Source organism: Pseudomonas sp. OTU5201 (genome assembly GCF_038440135.1).
Classification (GTDB): Bacteria; Pseudomonadota; Gammaproteobacteria; order Pseudomonadales; family Pseudomonadaceae; genus Metapseudomonas; species Metapseudomonas resinovorans.
The window spans coordinates 76,365-92,208 of record NZ_JASATC010000015.1 but is presented as its reverse complement, the minus strand read 5'-3'; the positions used below and the strand labels follow the sequence as shown (position 1 = coordinate 92,208).

The 15,844-nt window shown below is 66.2% G+C and carries 11 protein-coding genes, 1 tRNA gene and 1 pseudogene; 2 read left to right on the top strand and 11 right to left on the bottom strand.

What is annotated here, in order from left to right; translation table 11 throughout:
* Nucleotides 1-4: 4 nt before the first annotated feature.
* From AAHM40_RS11835 to AAHM40_RS11810, 6 genes and pseudogenes are all read right to left on the bottom strand, one after another.
* The gene (locus AAHM40_RS11835) at nt 5-2,521 is read right to left on the bottom strand and encodes a fimbria/pilus outer membrane usher protein (RefSeq protein WP_342244815.1); all 2,517 of its coding nucleotides are present in this window, start codon (nt 2,519-2,521) and stop codon (nt 5-7) included.
* A 15-nt stretch (nt 2,522-2,536) separates the two neighbouring features.
* Nucleotides 2,537-3,283: a fimbrial biogenesis chaperone gene (locus AAHM40_RS11830; protein WP_342244814.1), complete on the bottom strand. Its 747-nt coding sequence runs from the start codon at nt 3,281-3,283 to the stop codon at nt 2,537-2,539.
* A gap of 564 nt (nt 3,284-3,847) precedes the next feature.
* Nucleotides 3,848-4,012 (bottom strand): annotated as a pseudogene (locus AAHM40_RS11825) (type II toxin-antitoxin system RelE family toxin); the annotation flags it as partial.
* Between the two features lie 45 nt (nt 4,013-4,057).
* A complete protein-coding gene (locus AAHM40_RS11820; protein WP_342244813.1) occupies nt 4,058-4,609 on the bottom strand; it encodes a fimbrial protein in 552 nt (183 codons plus the stop codon).
* A 92-nt stretch (nt 4,610-4,701) separates the two neighbouring features.
* The gene (locus AAHM40_RS11815; protein ID WP_342244812.1) at nt 4,702-5,265 is read right to left on the bottom strand and encodes a fimbrial protein; all 564 of its coding nucleotides are present in this window, start codon (nt 5,263-5,265) and stop codon (nt 4,702-4,704) included.
* 519 nt (nt 5,266-5,784) lie between these two features.
* Nucleotides 5,785-6,645: a LysR family transcriptional regulator gene (locus AAHM40_RS11810; protein WP_342244811.1), complete on the bottom strand. Its 861-nt coding sequence runs from the start codon at nt 6,643-6,645 to the stop codon at nt 5,785-5,787.
* 308 nt (nt 6,646-6,953) lie between these two features.
* Between AAHM40_RS11810 and AAHM40_RS11805 the strand changes: the two genes are divergently transcribed.
* Nucleotides 6,954-9,044: a TonB-dependent receptor family protein gene (locus AAHM40_RS11805; RefSeq protein ID WP_342244810.1), complete on the top strand. Its 2,091-nt coding sequence runs from the start codon at nt 6,954-6,956 to the stop codon at nt 9,042-9,044.
* Nucleotides 9,045-9,051: 7 nt separating this feature from the next.
* Here the strand turns inward: AAHM40_RS11805 and grxC are convergent, their stop codons facing one another.
* Nucleotides 9,052-9,312, bottom strand: a complete 261-nt coding sequence (gene grxC, locus AAHM40_RS11800) for a glutaredoxin 3 (protein WP_342244809.1) — start codon at nt 9,310-9,312, stop codon at nt 9,052-9,054.
* A gap of 49 nt (nt 9,313-9,361) precedes the next feature.
* Nucleotides 9,362-9,877, bottom strand: coding sequence for a carboxymuconolactone decarboxylase family protein (locus AAHM40_RS11795; protein WP_342244808.1), 516 nt, complete (start codon nt 9,875-9,877; stop codon nt 9,362-9,364).
* Between the two features lie 137 nt (nt 9,878-10,014).
* Here AAHM40_RS11795 and AAHM40_RS11790 point away from each other — a divergent pair, with 137 nt between their 5' ends.
* Nucleotides 10,015-10,836 (top strand): AraC family transcriptional regulator, encoded by an 822-nt coding sequence (locus tag AAHM40_RS11790; RefSeq protein ID WP_342244807.1) that lies wholly within the window; start codon nt 10,015-10,017, stop codon nt 10,834-10,836.
* 34 nt (nt 10,837-10,870) lie between these two features.
* On the opposite strand, the gene AAHM40_RS11785 is transcribed toward AAHM40_RS11790, so the two are convergent.
* The 3 genes from AAHM40_RS11785 to AAHM40_RS11775 all read right to left on the bottom strand — a co-directional run bounded on the left by AAHM40_RS11785 (nt 10,871) and on the right by AAHM40_RS11775 (nt 15,672).
* Nucleotides 10,871-10,947 (bottom strand) — tRNA-Arg (locus AAHM40_RS11785).
* A 106-nt stretch (nt 10,948-11,053) separates the two neighbouring features.
* Nucleotides 11,054-12,106, bottom strand: a complete 1,053-nt coding sequence (locus AAHM40_RS11780) for a Glu/Leu/Phe/Val dehydrogenase dimerization domain-containing protein (protein ID WP_342244806.1) — start codon at nt 12,104-12,106, stop codon at nt 11,054-11,056.
* A gap of 98 nt (nt 12,107-12,204) precedes the next feature.
* Complete coding sequence (locus tag AAHM40_RS11775) at nt 12,205-15,672, bottom strand: indolepyruvate ferredoxin oxidoreductase family protein (RefSeq protein WP_342244805.1); 3,468 nt, start codon at nt 15,670-15,672, stop codon at nt 12,205-12,207.
* Nucleotides 15,673-15,844: the final 172 nt, after the last annotated feature.

Here is a 15,844-nt window from a genome sequence, read left to right as displayed (position 1 = left end):
TCGATCAGCGGGCGCACAGGACCTCCTGCATGTCCAGGTCGTTGGCGGCTTCGGGCAGGGTCACCCGGCACTGTTGTTCGCTGCCCTGCCCCCAGCGCACCTGGGCGTAGCCGGTGCCTTCGGCGACGCGGGCGTAGAGTTGGCCGTCCTGGCCGACCATGCCGATGTTCTGCCCGTAGTCGTCCTGCACGTTGGCGCCGAAGGGCACCGGGGTGCCGTCGGCCAGGGTGGCGCGCAGCAGCACCGCGCGGCCCCGGCTGGTCTCGTACTCCAGCAGCACCACGGCGCCGGCGCGGGGCGCCACCTGGCGGCTGGTTTCGGCCAGTTCCACGTCCAGGGAGCTGCCGCGCGGGTCGATTCCCACCTCGTTCATCTCGTAGGGCTGCAAGAAAGGCAGCACCGCCTGGCCGGAGCGGTCCAGGCGCAGGTTGGAGCGCCCGGTCAGCCGCGCGCCGCTGGCGCCCGGCGCCACCACCACGGCGATGGTGTCGCCGTTCTGCGGGCTCAGGGTTATGCCCCGGGGGTGGGCGACGATGCTGCCGCTCAGTCCCAGAGAGGCGCTCTTGTAACCCTTGCCCCGGCTCAGGCTGCCGCTGGCGCTGGCGTAGGGGGCGGCGTAGCGACCGCTGACCGAGGGGCTGACGCTGCGGGTGCTGCTGTCGCGGGAACCCGAGACGCTGTAGGTGTATTGGCTGTCTTCGCCGGCGATGCCGCTGAGGGAGGCGCGCTCGTTATGGCGGCCATCGCTGCCGCGACTGTAGGAGGCCGACACATACTGCCGGCTGGCGCGGCCACCGAAATCCAGCGGTGCGCTGAGGCTGAGCAGCAGGTTGTTGTCGGTGCCGGAATCCCGGCTAGTGGTGCGGGTACCCGTGACGGACAGGCCGATGCCACGTATCTGGCGGGCGTAGCTGAACTGGTACTGCAGGTCGTTGCCGGGCAGGTTCCAGTAGTTCTGGGCGATGCCGTTGAAAGTCACCCGCCCCCAGTCGCCGAGGTCCTGGCTGACCGTGGCGGAGAGGCGACTGCGCGTGCGGCCAAGGGCGCGGGCGGCGTAGCCGCGCTGCTCGTCGTCACGAATCCGCGCGGCGGTAGCCAGGTCCATGTAGTTTTCGGTGGAGAACCGGTAGGCGGCGATGGCGATGTTGGTGCCGCTCTGGGCCAGGTTCTTGTTGTAGGTCATGCGCAGGCTCCGGCCGTTGCGATCGCCGCTGGCCAGGCGCGCCTGGGCCTGGGTCAGGTCGATGGCGAGCGCGCCGACGGCGGTGCTGTAGGCCGAGCCGGCCATGAGCGCCATGAAGTCCTCGCTGGCCTGCGCCCCACCATAGGCGGTGACCAGATTGCTGAGGCCCTGTTGCAGGGTGCCCTGGGCGAAGTACGGCTCGTCCTTCAGGCTCTCGTTGCGCAGCCGCCCGGCGGACAGGTTGTAGCGCCGCGCGCCGGGGCGCAGCAACTGGGCCACCGAGGCGTAGGGCACGAAAAAGCGCTGTTCGCTGCCGTCGGCTTCGAGCACGGTGACCTCCAGGTCGCCGCCATAACCCATGGCATTGAGGTCGTCGATGACGAAGGCGCCGGGGGCCACGGTGGTTTCCAGCACCAGGTTGCCGAACTGCCGCACCTGCACCCGCGCGTTGGTTCGGGCGATGCCCTGGATCACCGGCGCATAGCCGCGCTGACTGTGGGGCTTCATACGGTCGTCGCTGGCCAGTTGCACGCCGGTGAAGGGCACGCTGTCGAACAGTTCGCCGCTGCTGGAGGTCTCGCCCAGGGTCAGTTGGCTTTTCAGGGCCGTGATGTCGCGTTGCACGTATGTGTTCAGCGCCTGGTAATCCTGCCCACTGCCGTCCTGCCAGGTCAGCGAGCCGTTGTGGCGTACGCGCCAGTCGCCCAGGTTGATGCCGCTGTCGAGCCCGGTATAGAGCGAGTCGGTGTTGCCTGAGCGGTTCTCCGAGCGGGTGGCGTTGAGGTTGTAGCCCAGTATCCCGGCGGTGACGCCGCTGTCCCAGAGCTCCGGGCTTACGTAGCCCCGGGCGTTGCGCCGCAGGCTGGCCTGGGGAACGCTCAGGTCCAGGCGCAGGGCACCCATGTCGAAGGTGGCGCTGGCGTTCTCGATCAGGGCGGCGAGGTCGGCGCAGGGGGCGGTCTGGTCGAGCAGCAGGCGGGCGGCCGAGTCCAGCCCATCGAGGTCCACGCCGACCTGTTCGAGCATCTCCCGGTCGACGCAGACCAGGGGCTCGCCCGCGGCGTCGCGGGCCACGCGCACGTCGCGGCGCAGCGTGAGCTTGCCGTTGAGGCGGATATCGGCGCGGTAGTCGCCGGGCACCAGGGGGTTTTCCTCGTTGAACAGGCTGAGGTCGACGATGCGTTCGTCCGGCGCGAGGAAGATGTCGTTGAAGATCACCTTGTCCGTCGCCTTGCCCTGCTCGGTCGCCACGGCGGCACCCGGCATCAGTGCCAGGCCGCCCAGCACAGCCGCACTGAGCGGGGCCAGGGCGAATCCTGGGGAACGATGTTCGTCCATGATCGCTCCCGGGGCTCAGCGGCCGAGCGGCAGGATGACGGGCACGGCGCCACCGAAGTCGTTGATCACCGAGAACTCGACCTTGGCGTCGGCCGGCGGGCGCGGCGCCCCAGCCGGCAAAGGGAACTGCCGGGTCTCCCCGGGCGCAAGCATGCCGCTGCCCACGGCTGTGCGGCTCTGGCCGGCCAGGGCCACTTCGCTGAAGGAGATGTGGAACTTCGAGGGATTGTGCCCTTCCAGGGCCTGGCCCTTGCCGTCGCCGGCGTCGGCCAGCCGCCAGCGTATCTGCTGTGGCGCCTCGTCCGCGCCGCGCAGGCCGGCGGGGCGGTAGAACAGCTTGATTCGGGTGCGGAAGGCCAGCTGCAGCATGTTCCGCCCGTCGACCTCGGCGGAGTCCGGCTTGGGCGGCAGCTCCAGCACGTTGAACCAGTACAGCGACTCTCGATCCTGCGGCAGGTCCTTGGCCAGCAGCCGCAGGCGCACGCTCTGGCCCTTCTGCGGGTTGACGCGGAACACCGGCGGGGCCAGCAGGAAGGGGCTCTTGGCCTTGGCCGCGCTGCTGTTCTCGTCACCATCGTCCACCCAGGCCTGGGCCAGCACCGGTGTCTGGCTGTTGTTCTTCAGTTGCACCGTCACCTCCTGCTGTTCGCCGGGGTAGATGACACGGGTGCCGGTGATGACCAGGGCGGCTTCGGCGGCGGGGCCGGAGAGGATGACGGCGAGCACGAGCAGCAGCCTCGGCAACGATGGAATGCGGAACATGGGACCTCTGGATGGATTCGGTGCGAGGAATGACCCAGCCATGCCGAGGGGTCGGCGGCCTTCGGGCACTTGCCAGCGAAGCGGGTCGGGGCACGGGTGATTCATGGAGGGCCGTCCTTGGCTGGAACGAATGGAAAGCGGCCTCACTCGCGGGCTGCCACGGGGCAAAAACCATATCCGGGGGCGAACCTCCGCTCCATGGCACGGCACCCCACGAACTTGTAGGAAGCGTCTATTTGGCTGGCAGGGGGTGGCCCCCATCCGTTCGGGGGGCGCGGCGGGGCCTGGACGGCGCAGGGTGTCGGGGCTTTCCCGGATTGCATCCGGGCTCCCAGGCTATGTCCGGGTCACGTGTTGGAGCTTTGTTCAGAGGCCCGTAAGGTGGGCCGGGCGGCGCTCCGCTTTGGCCCACCGAGGGACGTCCGCGTGGGCTAAAGCCCACCCTTGTATCTACGCGGCTAATCCAGGCACCAGATTGCCGAGAGCAGGCCATGCACGAAATAGCCCGCTCAGGTGACCTGAGCGGGCTCGGTGAATAAGTCAAGCGCGCCGTTGGGCGAGCTCCTAAACCTCGTCGACGCGATACACGATGCGGGAATCGCCAACCCGGATACGGCGGCACCCCGCCAAGCTTCCAGCCAGGGGCTTGCCCAGTTTGTCCGGCGCCCCCTCGATGATTCGATCCTGGATCACTTTCAGGATTCGCCTTGCTTCGGCCTTGCCCAGACGCTCAAGGGCGTCGCCAACCTCTTCGTGATATTGGTCACTCGCGCGTCAGTGGTACTGGATAGTGAACTCCGTGGCGGCTTCGAGATTGCCTTGGGTTGCGGCGCCGGTGGCATAGTACTCGGCTGTGTAGTCCAGCGTGGCTGCGCCGTTCCAGATGCTGAGCGAAGGGGTCGAGCTTTCATTCCCCACATCGATGATCCCATTTGTGAAAAACCAGTTACGCCTGAGCTGCAACTGGACGTTCTTGGCAGGATTCAATGACGCCATGTTGTCCAGTCGCCCATTGGTGACGGTCGTACCATTGCCGCCCTTGAACATGGCGCGCACGAACAAACGATTGTTGTTCGGACAGTTTTTCAGGTCGATCGAGAAGCCCGTTTTGCCATCGGTATCACCCTCCTTGGCAAGGCGAACAACCCGGGCATCCTGGAGGACCACGGTCGCCGGGTTCGGGGTTTCCACGCCGTCGACCGAGACAGTACAGGTGGTGCTCTTCACCGCCCCGTCGAACTGGAGGTTGCTAGTGGCAGGCGATGCCTGGGCCACCTGGCTTGCAGCGGCCATCAGCACCGCCAGGGAAAGTCGTCTGATCAGCATGAAGGCGCTCCTTGCTGGTCTGTCGTGGCTTGCCGAGGCTCCTGGCAAGCATGGCAGGAAAGCGGCCGGTGCTGGCCCGGCCGCTGGCTCCCTTACTGGTATTGGATGGTGTATTCGACGGCGCCCTCGACCTTGCCCTCGGTGGCGGCACCGGTGGCGTAGTACTGCACCGCGTAACCCAGGGTGGCCGCGCCGGCGGTGATATCGGCATAGGGCTGCGCGCTCTGGTCGCCAGCCACCTGGATGACGCCGTCGCTGGCACCGTAGGTCTGCTCCAGCTGCAGCTGGACGTTCTTGGCTGCGCCGGCGGCGCCAGCCATGTTGTCCAGGCGGCCATCGGTAATGGTGGTGCCGTTGGCGCCCTTGAAGCTGGCGCGCACCTTGGTCGCGGTGCCCGCGCAGTTCTTCAGGTCGATGGAGAAGGCGGATTTGCCATCGGTATCACCCGCCTTGCCCAGGCGCTCGGCCAGGGCATCGTTGAGGATCACGGTCGCCGGGTTGGGGGTGGTCACGCCATTGACCGAGATGTCGCAGGTATTGCCCAGCACCGAGCCCTTGAAGTGGATGATGCTGGTGGTCGGCGAGGCCAGGGCGGCCTGGCTGGCGACGGCGACCAGGGTGGCGAGGGTGGCGAGGGAGAGTCGTTTGAACAACATGGATGTACTCCTTGTACGAGTCGCTGTGTGCTTGGTCGCAGCGCGTGGCATGGCCCGGAGTGTCGGGTGACAGCGACCACGGAAGCCCAAGGCCGGGCCGTGCGGATGACGCCCGTCGTCGCACCGTGGAATTACGGGGCGCCGGGTCGGGCGAAGTGGTTCTAGCTGTGGGTATTTCACATGGGCCATCCTTGGCAGGAGAAACTGCTATCGCAGCCGTATTTCCAGGTGGGATACGGGACTGGAATGCTATTTCAGGAACCAAAAGCCGCACCATGGAGCCAGACCCCGGGAGCTCGTAGGAAACGTCTATCTGGCTGGATGGAAGGCCACAGGAAAGGCTTCGAGCGGGGCGAGCCGGCATGCCGAAGGGCGGCAGGCATCTGAGCGAGGTCGGTCACGGGACATGCGACGTAGCCCCGGGCCCGCCGGTTGGTCCGAGCGCGGCGAAGCCCAGCGTCGAGTGTCCCGCTCGGACAAGTGGGGCTTCAGCGGAATGCCGTCCGGCCCGATCCGTGGTTATTCCGTACTTTCCCGCGCCAGCGCCAGGAAAGCCGCCGGCAGGCGGGCCTGGCGCCGTTCCTTGAGGCAGTAGAGGTATTCGTCGATCTGCGGCGCGCCCTTGAGCTCGATCACCCGCAGCTCCGGGTTATCCGGTACTTCGTGGCGGGCGATGATGCTGATGCCGAGGTTGCGGATCACCGCCTCTCGGATGGATTCGCGACTGCCGATTTCCAGCAGCGGGCCAATGGAGATGCCGGCATCCCTGAGCATGTCTTCGGTGAGCTGGCGCGTGGTGGAGCCGGATTCGCGCATCAGCAGGCAGTGGCCCTTGAGATCTTCCAGGCTGACGGACTTGCGCCGCGCCAGGGGGTGTTCACGGTGCACCGCGAGCACCAGCGGGTCGCTGCCGAGGACGATGCGGGTCAGGCGGGCATCGTCCAGCTTTTGCGAGGAGGCGGCGAGGTCGACGCGGTACTCCTCCAGGGATTCGATCACCTGCTGGGAGTTGCCGATCTCCAGTGAGACATCCGTCTGCGGAAAGCGAGTGCGAAAGACCCGCACCAGATCAAGGATGTAGTAAGGCGCGGTGGCGCCGATACGCAGCGTGCCCTGAATCTGCCCGCAGTTACGCAGGAAGAACTCGATATCGGCCTCCTGCTGAAGCAGCACCTTGACCATGGGCTGCAACCGCGCGCCCTCCTCGCTCACCGTCAGGCGGCGGCCGCCCCGGTGGAACAGCTCGACGCCGTACTGGCTTTCCAGGTTGCGGATCTGGGTGGTCACTGTGGGCTGGCTGAGGCCGAGCTTCTTCGCCGCCTGGGTGATGCTGCCCAGGCGGGCGACCATGTAGAAGGCCTTGAGCTCAGCGCTGAGCATGGCAATGGAACCTCGGAGCTGGGAAGTCCGGGCATTCTAGCCGTACACCAGGACAGCTCCGATAGCTGTGGGCGCGAATTCATTCGCAAAGGAGGACGAAGCCCCCCCCGACGCTTGGCGTCAAGCGAAGCGCAGCCCGGCAAACCACCGTTCTTCGACTGTGCCGGGCTCCGTCTGCCACGGCCCAACAGGATTGAGCTCATGGGCGAAGCAGGACACAGACCTGCCTGTGGAACCTACAGCGTGTGCGCGATGCTACTTTCAGGAAAGATCAAAGACTGTCAAAAGCCATCAGAACGACACCCGCCATGGCCGATGCTGTGACCGTTTCCCGCTACACCGCCCTCCTCTGCCTGCTGAGTGGCGAGCAGGTGAGTGCGGCCGATCCGCAACCGCTGGAAGCCCCCGCGCTAGTGATCAGTGGCAGCCGTTATCAGGCACCGGCCTTCGACCTGCCGTTCTCGGTGGACCGGGTCGACCCGGTGCAACGGGCACAACCGGGCATCAACCTGTCAGAGCAGCTCTCTGGCGTGCCCGGCCTGGCCATCCAGAACCGCCAGAACTACGCCCAGGAACCGCAACTCTCCTCCCGCGGCTTCGGCGCCCGCTCAGCCTTCGGTGTGCGCGGCATCAAGCTACTCAGTGACGGTATTCCCGCCACTACTCCGGACGGCCAGGGTCAGGCCTCCAGTTTCGACCTCGACGTGTTGGACCATATCGAGGTGCTGCGCGGCCCCTTCGCAACCACCTACGGCAGCAATTCCGGCGGCGTGATCCAGTTGTTTTCCCGCGATGGAGAAGGTCCGCCGCGCCTGTCCGGTGGTGCCACCCTGGGGAGCTGGGCGACCCAGCGGGAAAGGCTGACCCTGGAAGGCGGTGACGGCCGTGTCGGTTACTTGGTCAACCGCTCTCACTTCGAGACCGACGGCTACCGTGACCACAGCGCCGCGCTGATCGACAAGACATTCGCCAAACTCACCCTGCGCCCCGACGCCGATACGCGCTTGGCGCTGATCTATAGCGACCTCGGCCAGGACAGCACCCAGGACCCGCAAGGCCTGACCTGGCAGGCCTATCGCCAGGACCCTCGCTCGGTGTCGGCCAATACCCTGCTGTTCAACACCCGCAAGACGGTGGATCAGCGCCAAGGCGGCCTCAACCTGGAACACCGCTTCGGTGAGGGCAGTTGGCAGACGACGCTCTACAGCGGCACCCGGCGGGTAACCCAGTTCCAGTCCATCCCGGTGGCGGTACAGGCCAACCCACGGCATTCCGGTGGAGTGATCGACTTCGAACGCGACTACCAGGGCATCGGCAGCCGCTGGATACAGCCCTTCGACACCGAGCAGGGGAGTTTCACCGCTACTGCGGGCGTCGACTACGACCGGTCCAGCGACGATCGGCAGGGCTATGAGAACTTCAACGGCGACAGCCTGGGGGTAAAGGGTGCGCTGCGCCGTGATGAGCGCGACGAGGTGACCAGCGCCTCGCCCTACATGCAGCTCTCATGGGAACGCGGCGATTTCCGGGTGCTCGCAGGTCTGCGGCACAACGAGGTGGCGTTCGAAGTGGACGACCACTACCTGGCCAATGGTGACGACAGCGGCAGCGTCACCTACCGCGAGACGACACCCAGCCTGGGCCTGACCTACGCCCTGACGCCGGACCTGAACCTGTACGCCAGTTGGGCACGTGGCTTCGAGACGCCGACGCTCAACGAGTTGTCCTATTCCGGCGCCGATGGAGGGTTCGGCTTCGGCCTTCAACCAGCCAGCAGCCGTCAGTTGGAAGTCGGACTCAAGGCCCTGCTGCCGCGAGACGGACGACTGGAGCTGGCGCTGTTCGAGATCCGCACCGAGGACGAACTGGTGGTGGCCGCGTCCTTGGGCGGACGCACCCGCTACCAGAACGCCGCCGAGACCCGCCGCCAAGGCCTGGAGTTGGGCCTGGAGCAACCGCTGCACCAGGACTGGCGCCTCGAGCTGGCTTACACCTGGCTGGACGCCCGCTACACGGAATCATTCAGCAGCGCCGGGCAAACCATCCCGTCGGGCAAGCGCATGCCGGGCATCGCCGAACACACCCTTTTCGCCACCCTGGCCTGGTCGCCCCGCAGCGGCCTGGACGCCGGCCTGGAGGGCCAGTGGCGCAGCAGCCTGGAGGTGGAGGACAGCGCCCGGGCCCGCGCCGCGCCGGGCTTTGCCCTGGCCAACGCGTATCTGCGCCTGGAGCAGCGCCAGCGCTCCTGGACCTTTAGCCAGACCCTGCGGCTCGACAACCTCTTCGACCGCGACTACGTCGGCTCGGTGATCATTGGCGAAGGCAACCAGCGCTACTACGAGACAGGGGCCGGGCGCAGCTGGTACGCCGGCCTGGCGTTGGAGTACGCCTTCGACTGAAGCCGCATCAGTCACGTCCCAGCAAAGGATCGAGCTGCCCTTGCCGCTCCAGCGCCGCCAGGTCGTCGAAGCCCCCGACATGGTGCGAGCCAATGAAGATCTGCGGCACGCTGCGACGTCCGCCGCTGCGCTCGAGCATTTCCCGGAAGCGCTCCGGGTCGAGCTGGACATCCACCTCGGTGGCCAGCACACCCTTGCGCTGCAGCAGGGACTTGGCGGCGACGCAGTAGGGGCACGTGCGGGTGGTGTAGAGGATCACATCGTTCATGGCGAAGCTCCTGGCGAGCGGGCAGTCACCTGCCCGCGTGGATAGAGGGTCACTGGGCCGGCGGGAAGTCCATGTCGGTCTGGGCGAGGTTGTTGAGGTAGTTGGTCAGGGTCATGAGCGCGATCTGGGCCACCACCTCGATCAGCTTGGCGTCGGAAATCCCGGCAGCACGGGCGGCCGCCAGTTGAGCGTCGTCCAGGGCACCACGATTCTCGGCCACCTGGCGGGCGACGCGAGTCAGGGCGTCCAGCTCACCGGCCCTCGCAGCCTGGATCTCGCCGTCGGACAGGCCGGCCTTGGCACTGAAGTAGCCGTGGGCGGCCAGACAGTAGTCGCAACCGTTGAGTTCGGAAACCGCCAGAGCGATCTGCTCCCGCTCCCGGGTACCCAGGGTGCCCCGGGACAGTGTCTGGGAAAGCTGCAGGTAGCCGGACAGCACGGAGGGTGCATGAGCGAGGGTCTGGAACAGATTGGGGACGAAGCCGATCGTTTTCTGCACGCCGTCCAGCAGCGGACGGGCAGCAGTGGAGACTTCTTCTGCGGTGGCAATGGCGATACGGGGCATGGCGTACTCTCCTGTAGATGAGTATCCCCTGTTGGATACGGCGTCCATCCTAGGGTCCTACCCAGCCCCTTTGGACGCAGGAACTCGCCAATTTGCAACCAATCATCCAGACTTTTGTTTTTGACAGGAGTCCGACTATGGACCGTCTTTCCGTCCTGCTGGGGCACTTCGGCGTCCAGGCCGGCACCTTCTTCAGTGGCGTTTTCTGCGGCCTGGAAGCCTTCGGCCGGGAAGGCCATAGCGGCCACGTCCACCTGCTCCAGGGGGGCCGGGCGGACCTGCACATGGCGGACGGCAGTCATTGGAAACTGGAGGAGCCCACCCTGGCCTTCTTTCCCCGGCCCTACGCACATCGCCTGGAGTCCGCCGAGCGCGACGGCACCCGGCTGGTGTGCGCCACCCTGGCCTTCGGCGGTGCCTCGGGCAATCCCCTGGCGGGCGCCCTGCCTGACTATCTGCTGCTGCCGCTGAAGGACTTGCCGCTGCTGGCGGGCAACCTGGATTGGCTGTTCGCCGAGGCCTTCGGCGAGGAATGCGGTCGCCGCGCGGTGATGGATCGCCTGTTCGAGCTACTGGTGATCCAGTTGCTGCGCCACCTGCTGGCACACAGCGGCCTCGCCACCGGCATGCTGGCGGGCCTGGCCGACCCGCGCCTGTCCAGGGCCCTGAACCTGATGCATGAAAATCCGAAGCACCCCTGGACCGTGGCCGAACTGGCCAGCGCGGCCAACATGTCCCGCGCTGCCTTCGCCGCGCACTTCCGCGAAGTCACCGGCCAGACCCCTGCCGACTACCTCGTGCATTGGCGCGTGGGCCTGGCGCAGAAGCTGCTCCGCGATGGCCGGCCAATTCCCCATGTGGCGGACGCAGTGGGCTACGAAAGCCCTTCAGCGCTGGCACGGGCGTTCCGCCGCAAGACCGGGGCGAGTCCGCGGGAATGGTTGCAGGCACAAGGTTGAACGAAAGGAAACGACGGCCGGAGCGGCGAGGAAATGGCGTCCCAGAGTGGGTTCGAACCACCAACCTTCCCCTTAGGAGGGGGATGCTCTATCCAATTGAGCTACTGGGACGCGGCGACCCCGCCGGGCGGCGAGGTCGTGAGGACGGGCGGCATGTTAGCGACGTCCGTGCGTTTTGTCATGCCTTGCGGGACAGGCGTCCCGCAAGGCATTGCCGTCAGCGGCCGAAGCGCTCCTCGGCCAGGCGGTCGGCCACCGCAGTGGTGGTGCGGCCTTCGCTGTCGGCGCGCACGAAAATCTCCTGCAGGGTCTCGCCGATGCCTTCCACATGCTGGCGCAGGGCGGCCTCGCTGCCGTTGCTGCGCTCGTACCAGACATCAATGATGCCGCCGGCGTTGATGGCGTAGTCCGGCGCGTAGAGGGTGCCGCGACGGCGCAGCTCCTCGGCGAGGCCCGCGTCGGCCAGCTGGTTGTTGGCGGCGCCGGCGATGATGGGGGCACGCAGGGCTTCGAGGGTTTGCAGGTTGATGATGCCGCCCATGGCACAGGGCGCGAAGACGTCCACATCGAGGCCGTAGATCTCGTTCTGCCCGACTACCTGGGCGCCCAGTTGCTCGGCGGCGCGGCGGGCGTTGGCGTCGTGAATATCGCAGACCCAGAGCTGGGCGCCAGCGTCCTTGAGGTACTGCGCCAGGCTGAAGCCGACTTGGCCGACGCCCTGGATGGCCACGCGTAGGCCGGAGAGGTCATCGCGTCCGAGGCGATGCTTCGCCGCCACACGGATACCAACGAAGGTGCCGTAGGCGGTGGATGGCGACGGGTTACCGTCACGCACGCCGCCGCCCAGGGCTTCGCGGGTGCCGGCACCGGCCACATGGCGGCTGCGCTCGGCCATGATGCGCATCTCGGTGACGCCGGTGCCGGAATCGGCAGCGGTGATGTAGCGGCCACCCAGGCTATCGACGAAATCGCCCATGGCCTGGAACAGCGCCTCGCTCTTGTCGCGGTGCGGATCGCCGATGATCACGGCCTTGCCACCGCCCAGCGGCAGGTTGGCCAGGGCGGACTTGTAGGTCATGCCACGGGACAGGCGCAGCACGTCGCGCAGGGCCTGCTCGTCATTCAGGTAGGGCCACATGCGGCAACCCCCCAGGGCCGGGCCGAGGTTGCTGTTGTGGATGGCGATGATGGCCTTGAGACCGGAGGCCTTGTCGTGGCCGTAGACCACCTGCTCGTGATGATCGAACTCGACGTGTGTGAAGACGGACATGGGTGTTCCTCGATTCTGTGGTGACGTATTGCGAATTGAACGGGTGCCCGCCCCCCTCTCCGCAAGCGGAAGAGGGAGGTGAGCTGGAGTGGGTGGGTTCAGGCAGCCGGGTCGAACAGGTGCAGCACCTGGATTTCGCTGGCGGTGAAGCGGGTGCGCAGCTGCTTCTCCTGCTCGCGGACCTTGGCCAGGGCGCGTTCCTTGACCGGGCCGTAGCCACGGATCTGCTCAGGCAGCTCGGCCAGGGCGACCGCCGCTGCGTAGTTGCTCGGCTTCAGTTCCTTGATCAGCAAGTCGACGGTGGCTTCGTACTCGGCGATCAGCTCGCGCTCGAGCTTGCGCTCCTCGCTGTAGCCGAAGGGATCGAAAGCGGTGCCACGGAGGAACTTGAATCCGGCCAGCACGCCGAACGCTTTGAGCATCCAGGGACCGAAGCGGCGCTTGCGCGGCTCGCCGGTGACCGGGTCAGCCTTGGCCAGCCAGGACGGCGCCAAGTGGAACTCCAGGTGGTAGTCACCCTGGAACTGGGCTTCCAGTTGCTTGCGGAAGGTAGCGTCGCTGTAGAGGCGCGCCACTTCGTACTCGTCCTTGTAGGCCAGCAGCTTCGCGTAGTAACGGGCCACGGCGCGGGTCAGGGCCTTGTCTTCGCTGCTGTCGGCTTTGCGCACGCGCTCCACCAGAGCACGGTAACGCTCGGCGTAGGCGGCGTCCTGGTAGGCACGCAGGTGATCGGCGCGATACTGGACGATCTCTTCCAGGGTTTCACAGCGCGGCGCTTCCTCTTCGACAGGCTTGGCCAGCTTCTCTACCGCGGTCAGGTCGTGGGCAGCACGGCGACCCCAGAGGAAGGCCTGCTGGTTGAGGGCGACCGACACGCCGTTGAGTTCGATGGCTTTATCGATGGCATCAGCGGAAATGGGTACCAGGCCGCGCTGGTAGGCGTAACCGAGCATGAACAGGTTGGTGGCGATGCTGTCGCCCAGCAGGCGGGTGGCCAGGCGGGTGGCATCGACGAAATGGGTCTTGGCCTCGCCCACCGCTTCCACCAGTGCCTCGCGCATGGCCTGGCCCGGTACCTGGGCGTCGGGGTTGCGGGTGAACTCGGCAGTGGCAGCCTCATGGCTGTTGACCACCGCGTGGGCGATGCGGTCATTGAGCTTGGCCAGGGCCTCTTCGCTGGCGGCCACAACCAGGTCGCAACCCAGCAGCAGATCGGTTTCACCGGCGGCGATGCGCACGGCGTAGATGTCGTCCTGCTTGGCGGCAATGCGGATGTGGGTGATCACCGGGCCGAACTTCTGCGCCAGGCCGGCCTGGTCGAGGACGGTGCAGCCCTTGCCTTCAATGTGTGCGGCCATGCCCAGCAGCGCGCCGACGGTGGTTACGCCGCTGCCGCCGACGCCGGGCAGGAGAATATTCCAGGGGCGGTTCAGGCTCGGCTGACGCGGTTCCGGCAGGGCCACGAAGAGCGCCTTGGCACCGGCAGCCTCAGGCTTGCGCAGGCTGCCGCCATGCACGGTGACGAAGCTCGGGCAGAAGCCTTCGACGCAGGAGAAATCCTTGTTGCAGGCGTTCTGATCGATCTGACGCTTACGCCCCAGCTCGGTTTCCAGTGGCAGCACGGAGAGGCAGTTGGACTTGACGCTGCAATCGCCGCAACCTTCGCACACAGCCGGGTTGATGAAGGCGCGCTTGGCCGGGTCGACCAGCTTGCCGCGCTTGCGGCGGCGGCGCTTCTCGGTGGCGCAGGTCTGGTCGAAGATCAGCACCGACACGCCCTTGAACTCACGCAGCTCGCGCTGCACGGCGTCCAGCTCGCGGCGGTGGTGGAAGGTGACGATGGGCGCGAAGGTGGCGCGGGTCGGGTACTTCTCCGGCTCGTCGGAGACCAGGGCGATGCGCTTCACGCCTTCGGCGAAGACCTGCTGGCTGAGCTGGTCGACGCGCAGCTCGCCGTCGATCGGCTGGCCGCCGGTCATGGCCACGGCATCGTTGTAGAGGATCTTGTAGGTGATGTTGACCCCGGCGGCCACGGCCGCACGCAGGGCCAGTTGGCCGGAGTGGAAATAAGTGCCGTCACCCAGGTTCTGGAAGATGTGCGAGGTGTCGGTGAAGGGCGCCTGGCCGATCCAGGTGGCACCCTCCCCGCCCATCTGGGTGAAGGTGTCGGTGTTGCGGTCCATCCACTGGGTCATGTAGTGGCAGCCGATGCCACCTTGGGCGCGGCTGCCATCCGGCAGCTTGGTGGAGCTGTTGTGCGGGCAGCCGGAGCAGAAATGCGGGGTGCGCGTGGTCGTGTGCTTGGGTTCGGCCAGCGCCTTTTCCTTCGCGGCGAGGAAGGCCAGGCGGGACTCGATCTGCTCACTGGAGTAGATCGGCGCCAGGCGCTTGGCAATGACGCGGGCGATCATCGCCGGAGTCAGTTCGCTGAGGTTGGGCAGCAGGGAGGTGCCCTCCTCGTCGAACTCGCCCACCACGCGCGGGCGCTTGTCCACAGGCCAGTTGTAGAGCTGGCCGGTGACCTGGTCTTCGATGACGCTGCGCTTCTCTTCCACCACCAGGATTTCATCCAGGCCTTGGGCGAACTCGTGGACGGAGACGGGCTCCAGCGGCCAGCTCATACCGACCTTGAGCACCCGCAGGCCGACCTTGGCGCAGAGCTCCTCGTCGAGGCCCAGGTCATTCAGGGCCTGGCGCACGTCGAGGTAGGACTTGCCGGTGGTGATGATGCCGAGGCGCGGGGTTGGCGAGTCGAGCATCACCTGATTGAGGTTGTTGGCGCGGGCGAAAGCGCGGGCGGCGTAGATCTTGTACATATTCAGGCGCTTTTCCTGCGCCAGGGGCGGGTCCGGCCAGCGGATATGAACACCGTCTTCCGGCAGTACGAAGTCTTGCGGAATTTTCACATCCACGCGCAGCGGGTCTACTTCCACCACGGCGGAAGAGTCGACGTTCTCGGCGATGGTCTTCAGCGCCACCCAGCAGCCGCTGTAGCGCGACAGCTCCCAGCCGATAATCCCGTAGTCGAGGATTTCCTGGACGTTGGCCGGATTCAGTACCGGGATGGAGGCGCCGATGAAGGCATGCTCGCTCTGGTTGGCGATACTGGAGGATTTGCAGCCGTGGTCGTCGCCGGCCAGCAGCAGGACGCCGCCATGGGCCGAGACGCCGGCGGAGTTGCCGTGCTTGAAGACGTCGCCGCAGCGATCCACACCTGGCCCCTTGCCGTACCACATGGAAAACACGCCATCGTACTTGGCACCAGGGAACAGGCTCGTCTGCTGGCTGCCCCAGCAGGCGGTTGCGGCCAGTTCTTCGTTGACGCCCGGTTGGAAGTGAACGTGGTTTTCCTTGAGGAAGGACTTGGCTTCCCAGAGGCTCTTGTCGAGGTTGCCCAGCGGCGACCCCCGGTAGCCGGAGATGAAGCAGGCGGTGTTCAGGCCATGGGCCTTGTCGCGTTGCTTCTGCAGCATCGGCAGGCGGGTGAGTGCCTGGGTACCGGTGAGGTACAGGTGTCCGGTTTCGAGGCGGTATTTGTCATCCAGGCGGATCTCGGCCAGAGACATGCGGGCGCTCCTTTTGTTTTTATGGCGACCTTGATGGCAACGGTGGGTGCCATCTCTTGTTCAGCCCGACGCAGGATCGCTGCCTCGGACGCGTGGCTAAGAATATGACCGGACGGTGCTGATTTTTTCTTTCTATTTTCGGATTCCAACGCCAGACTTGCGCATGATCCTT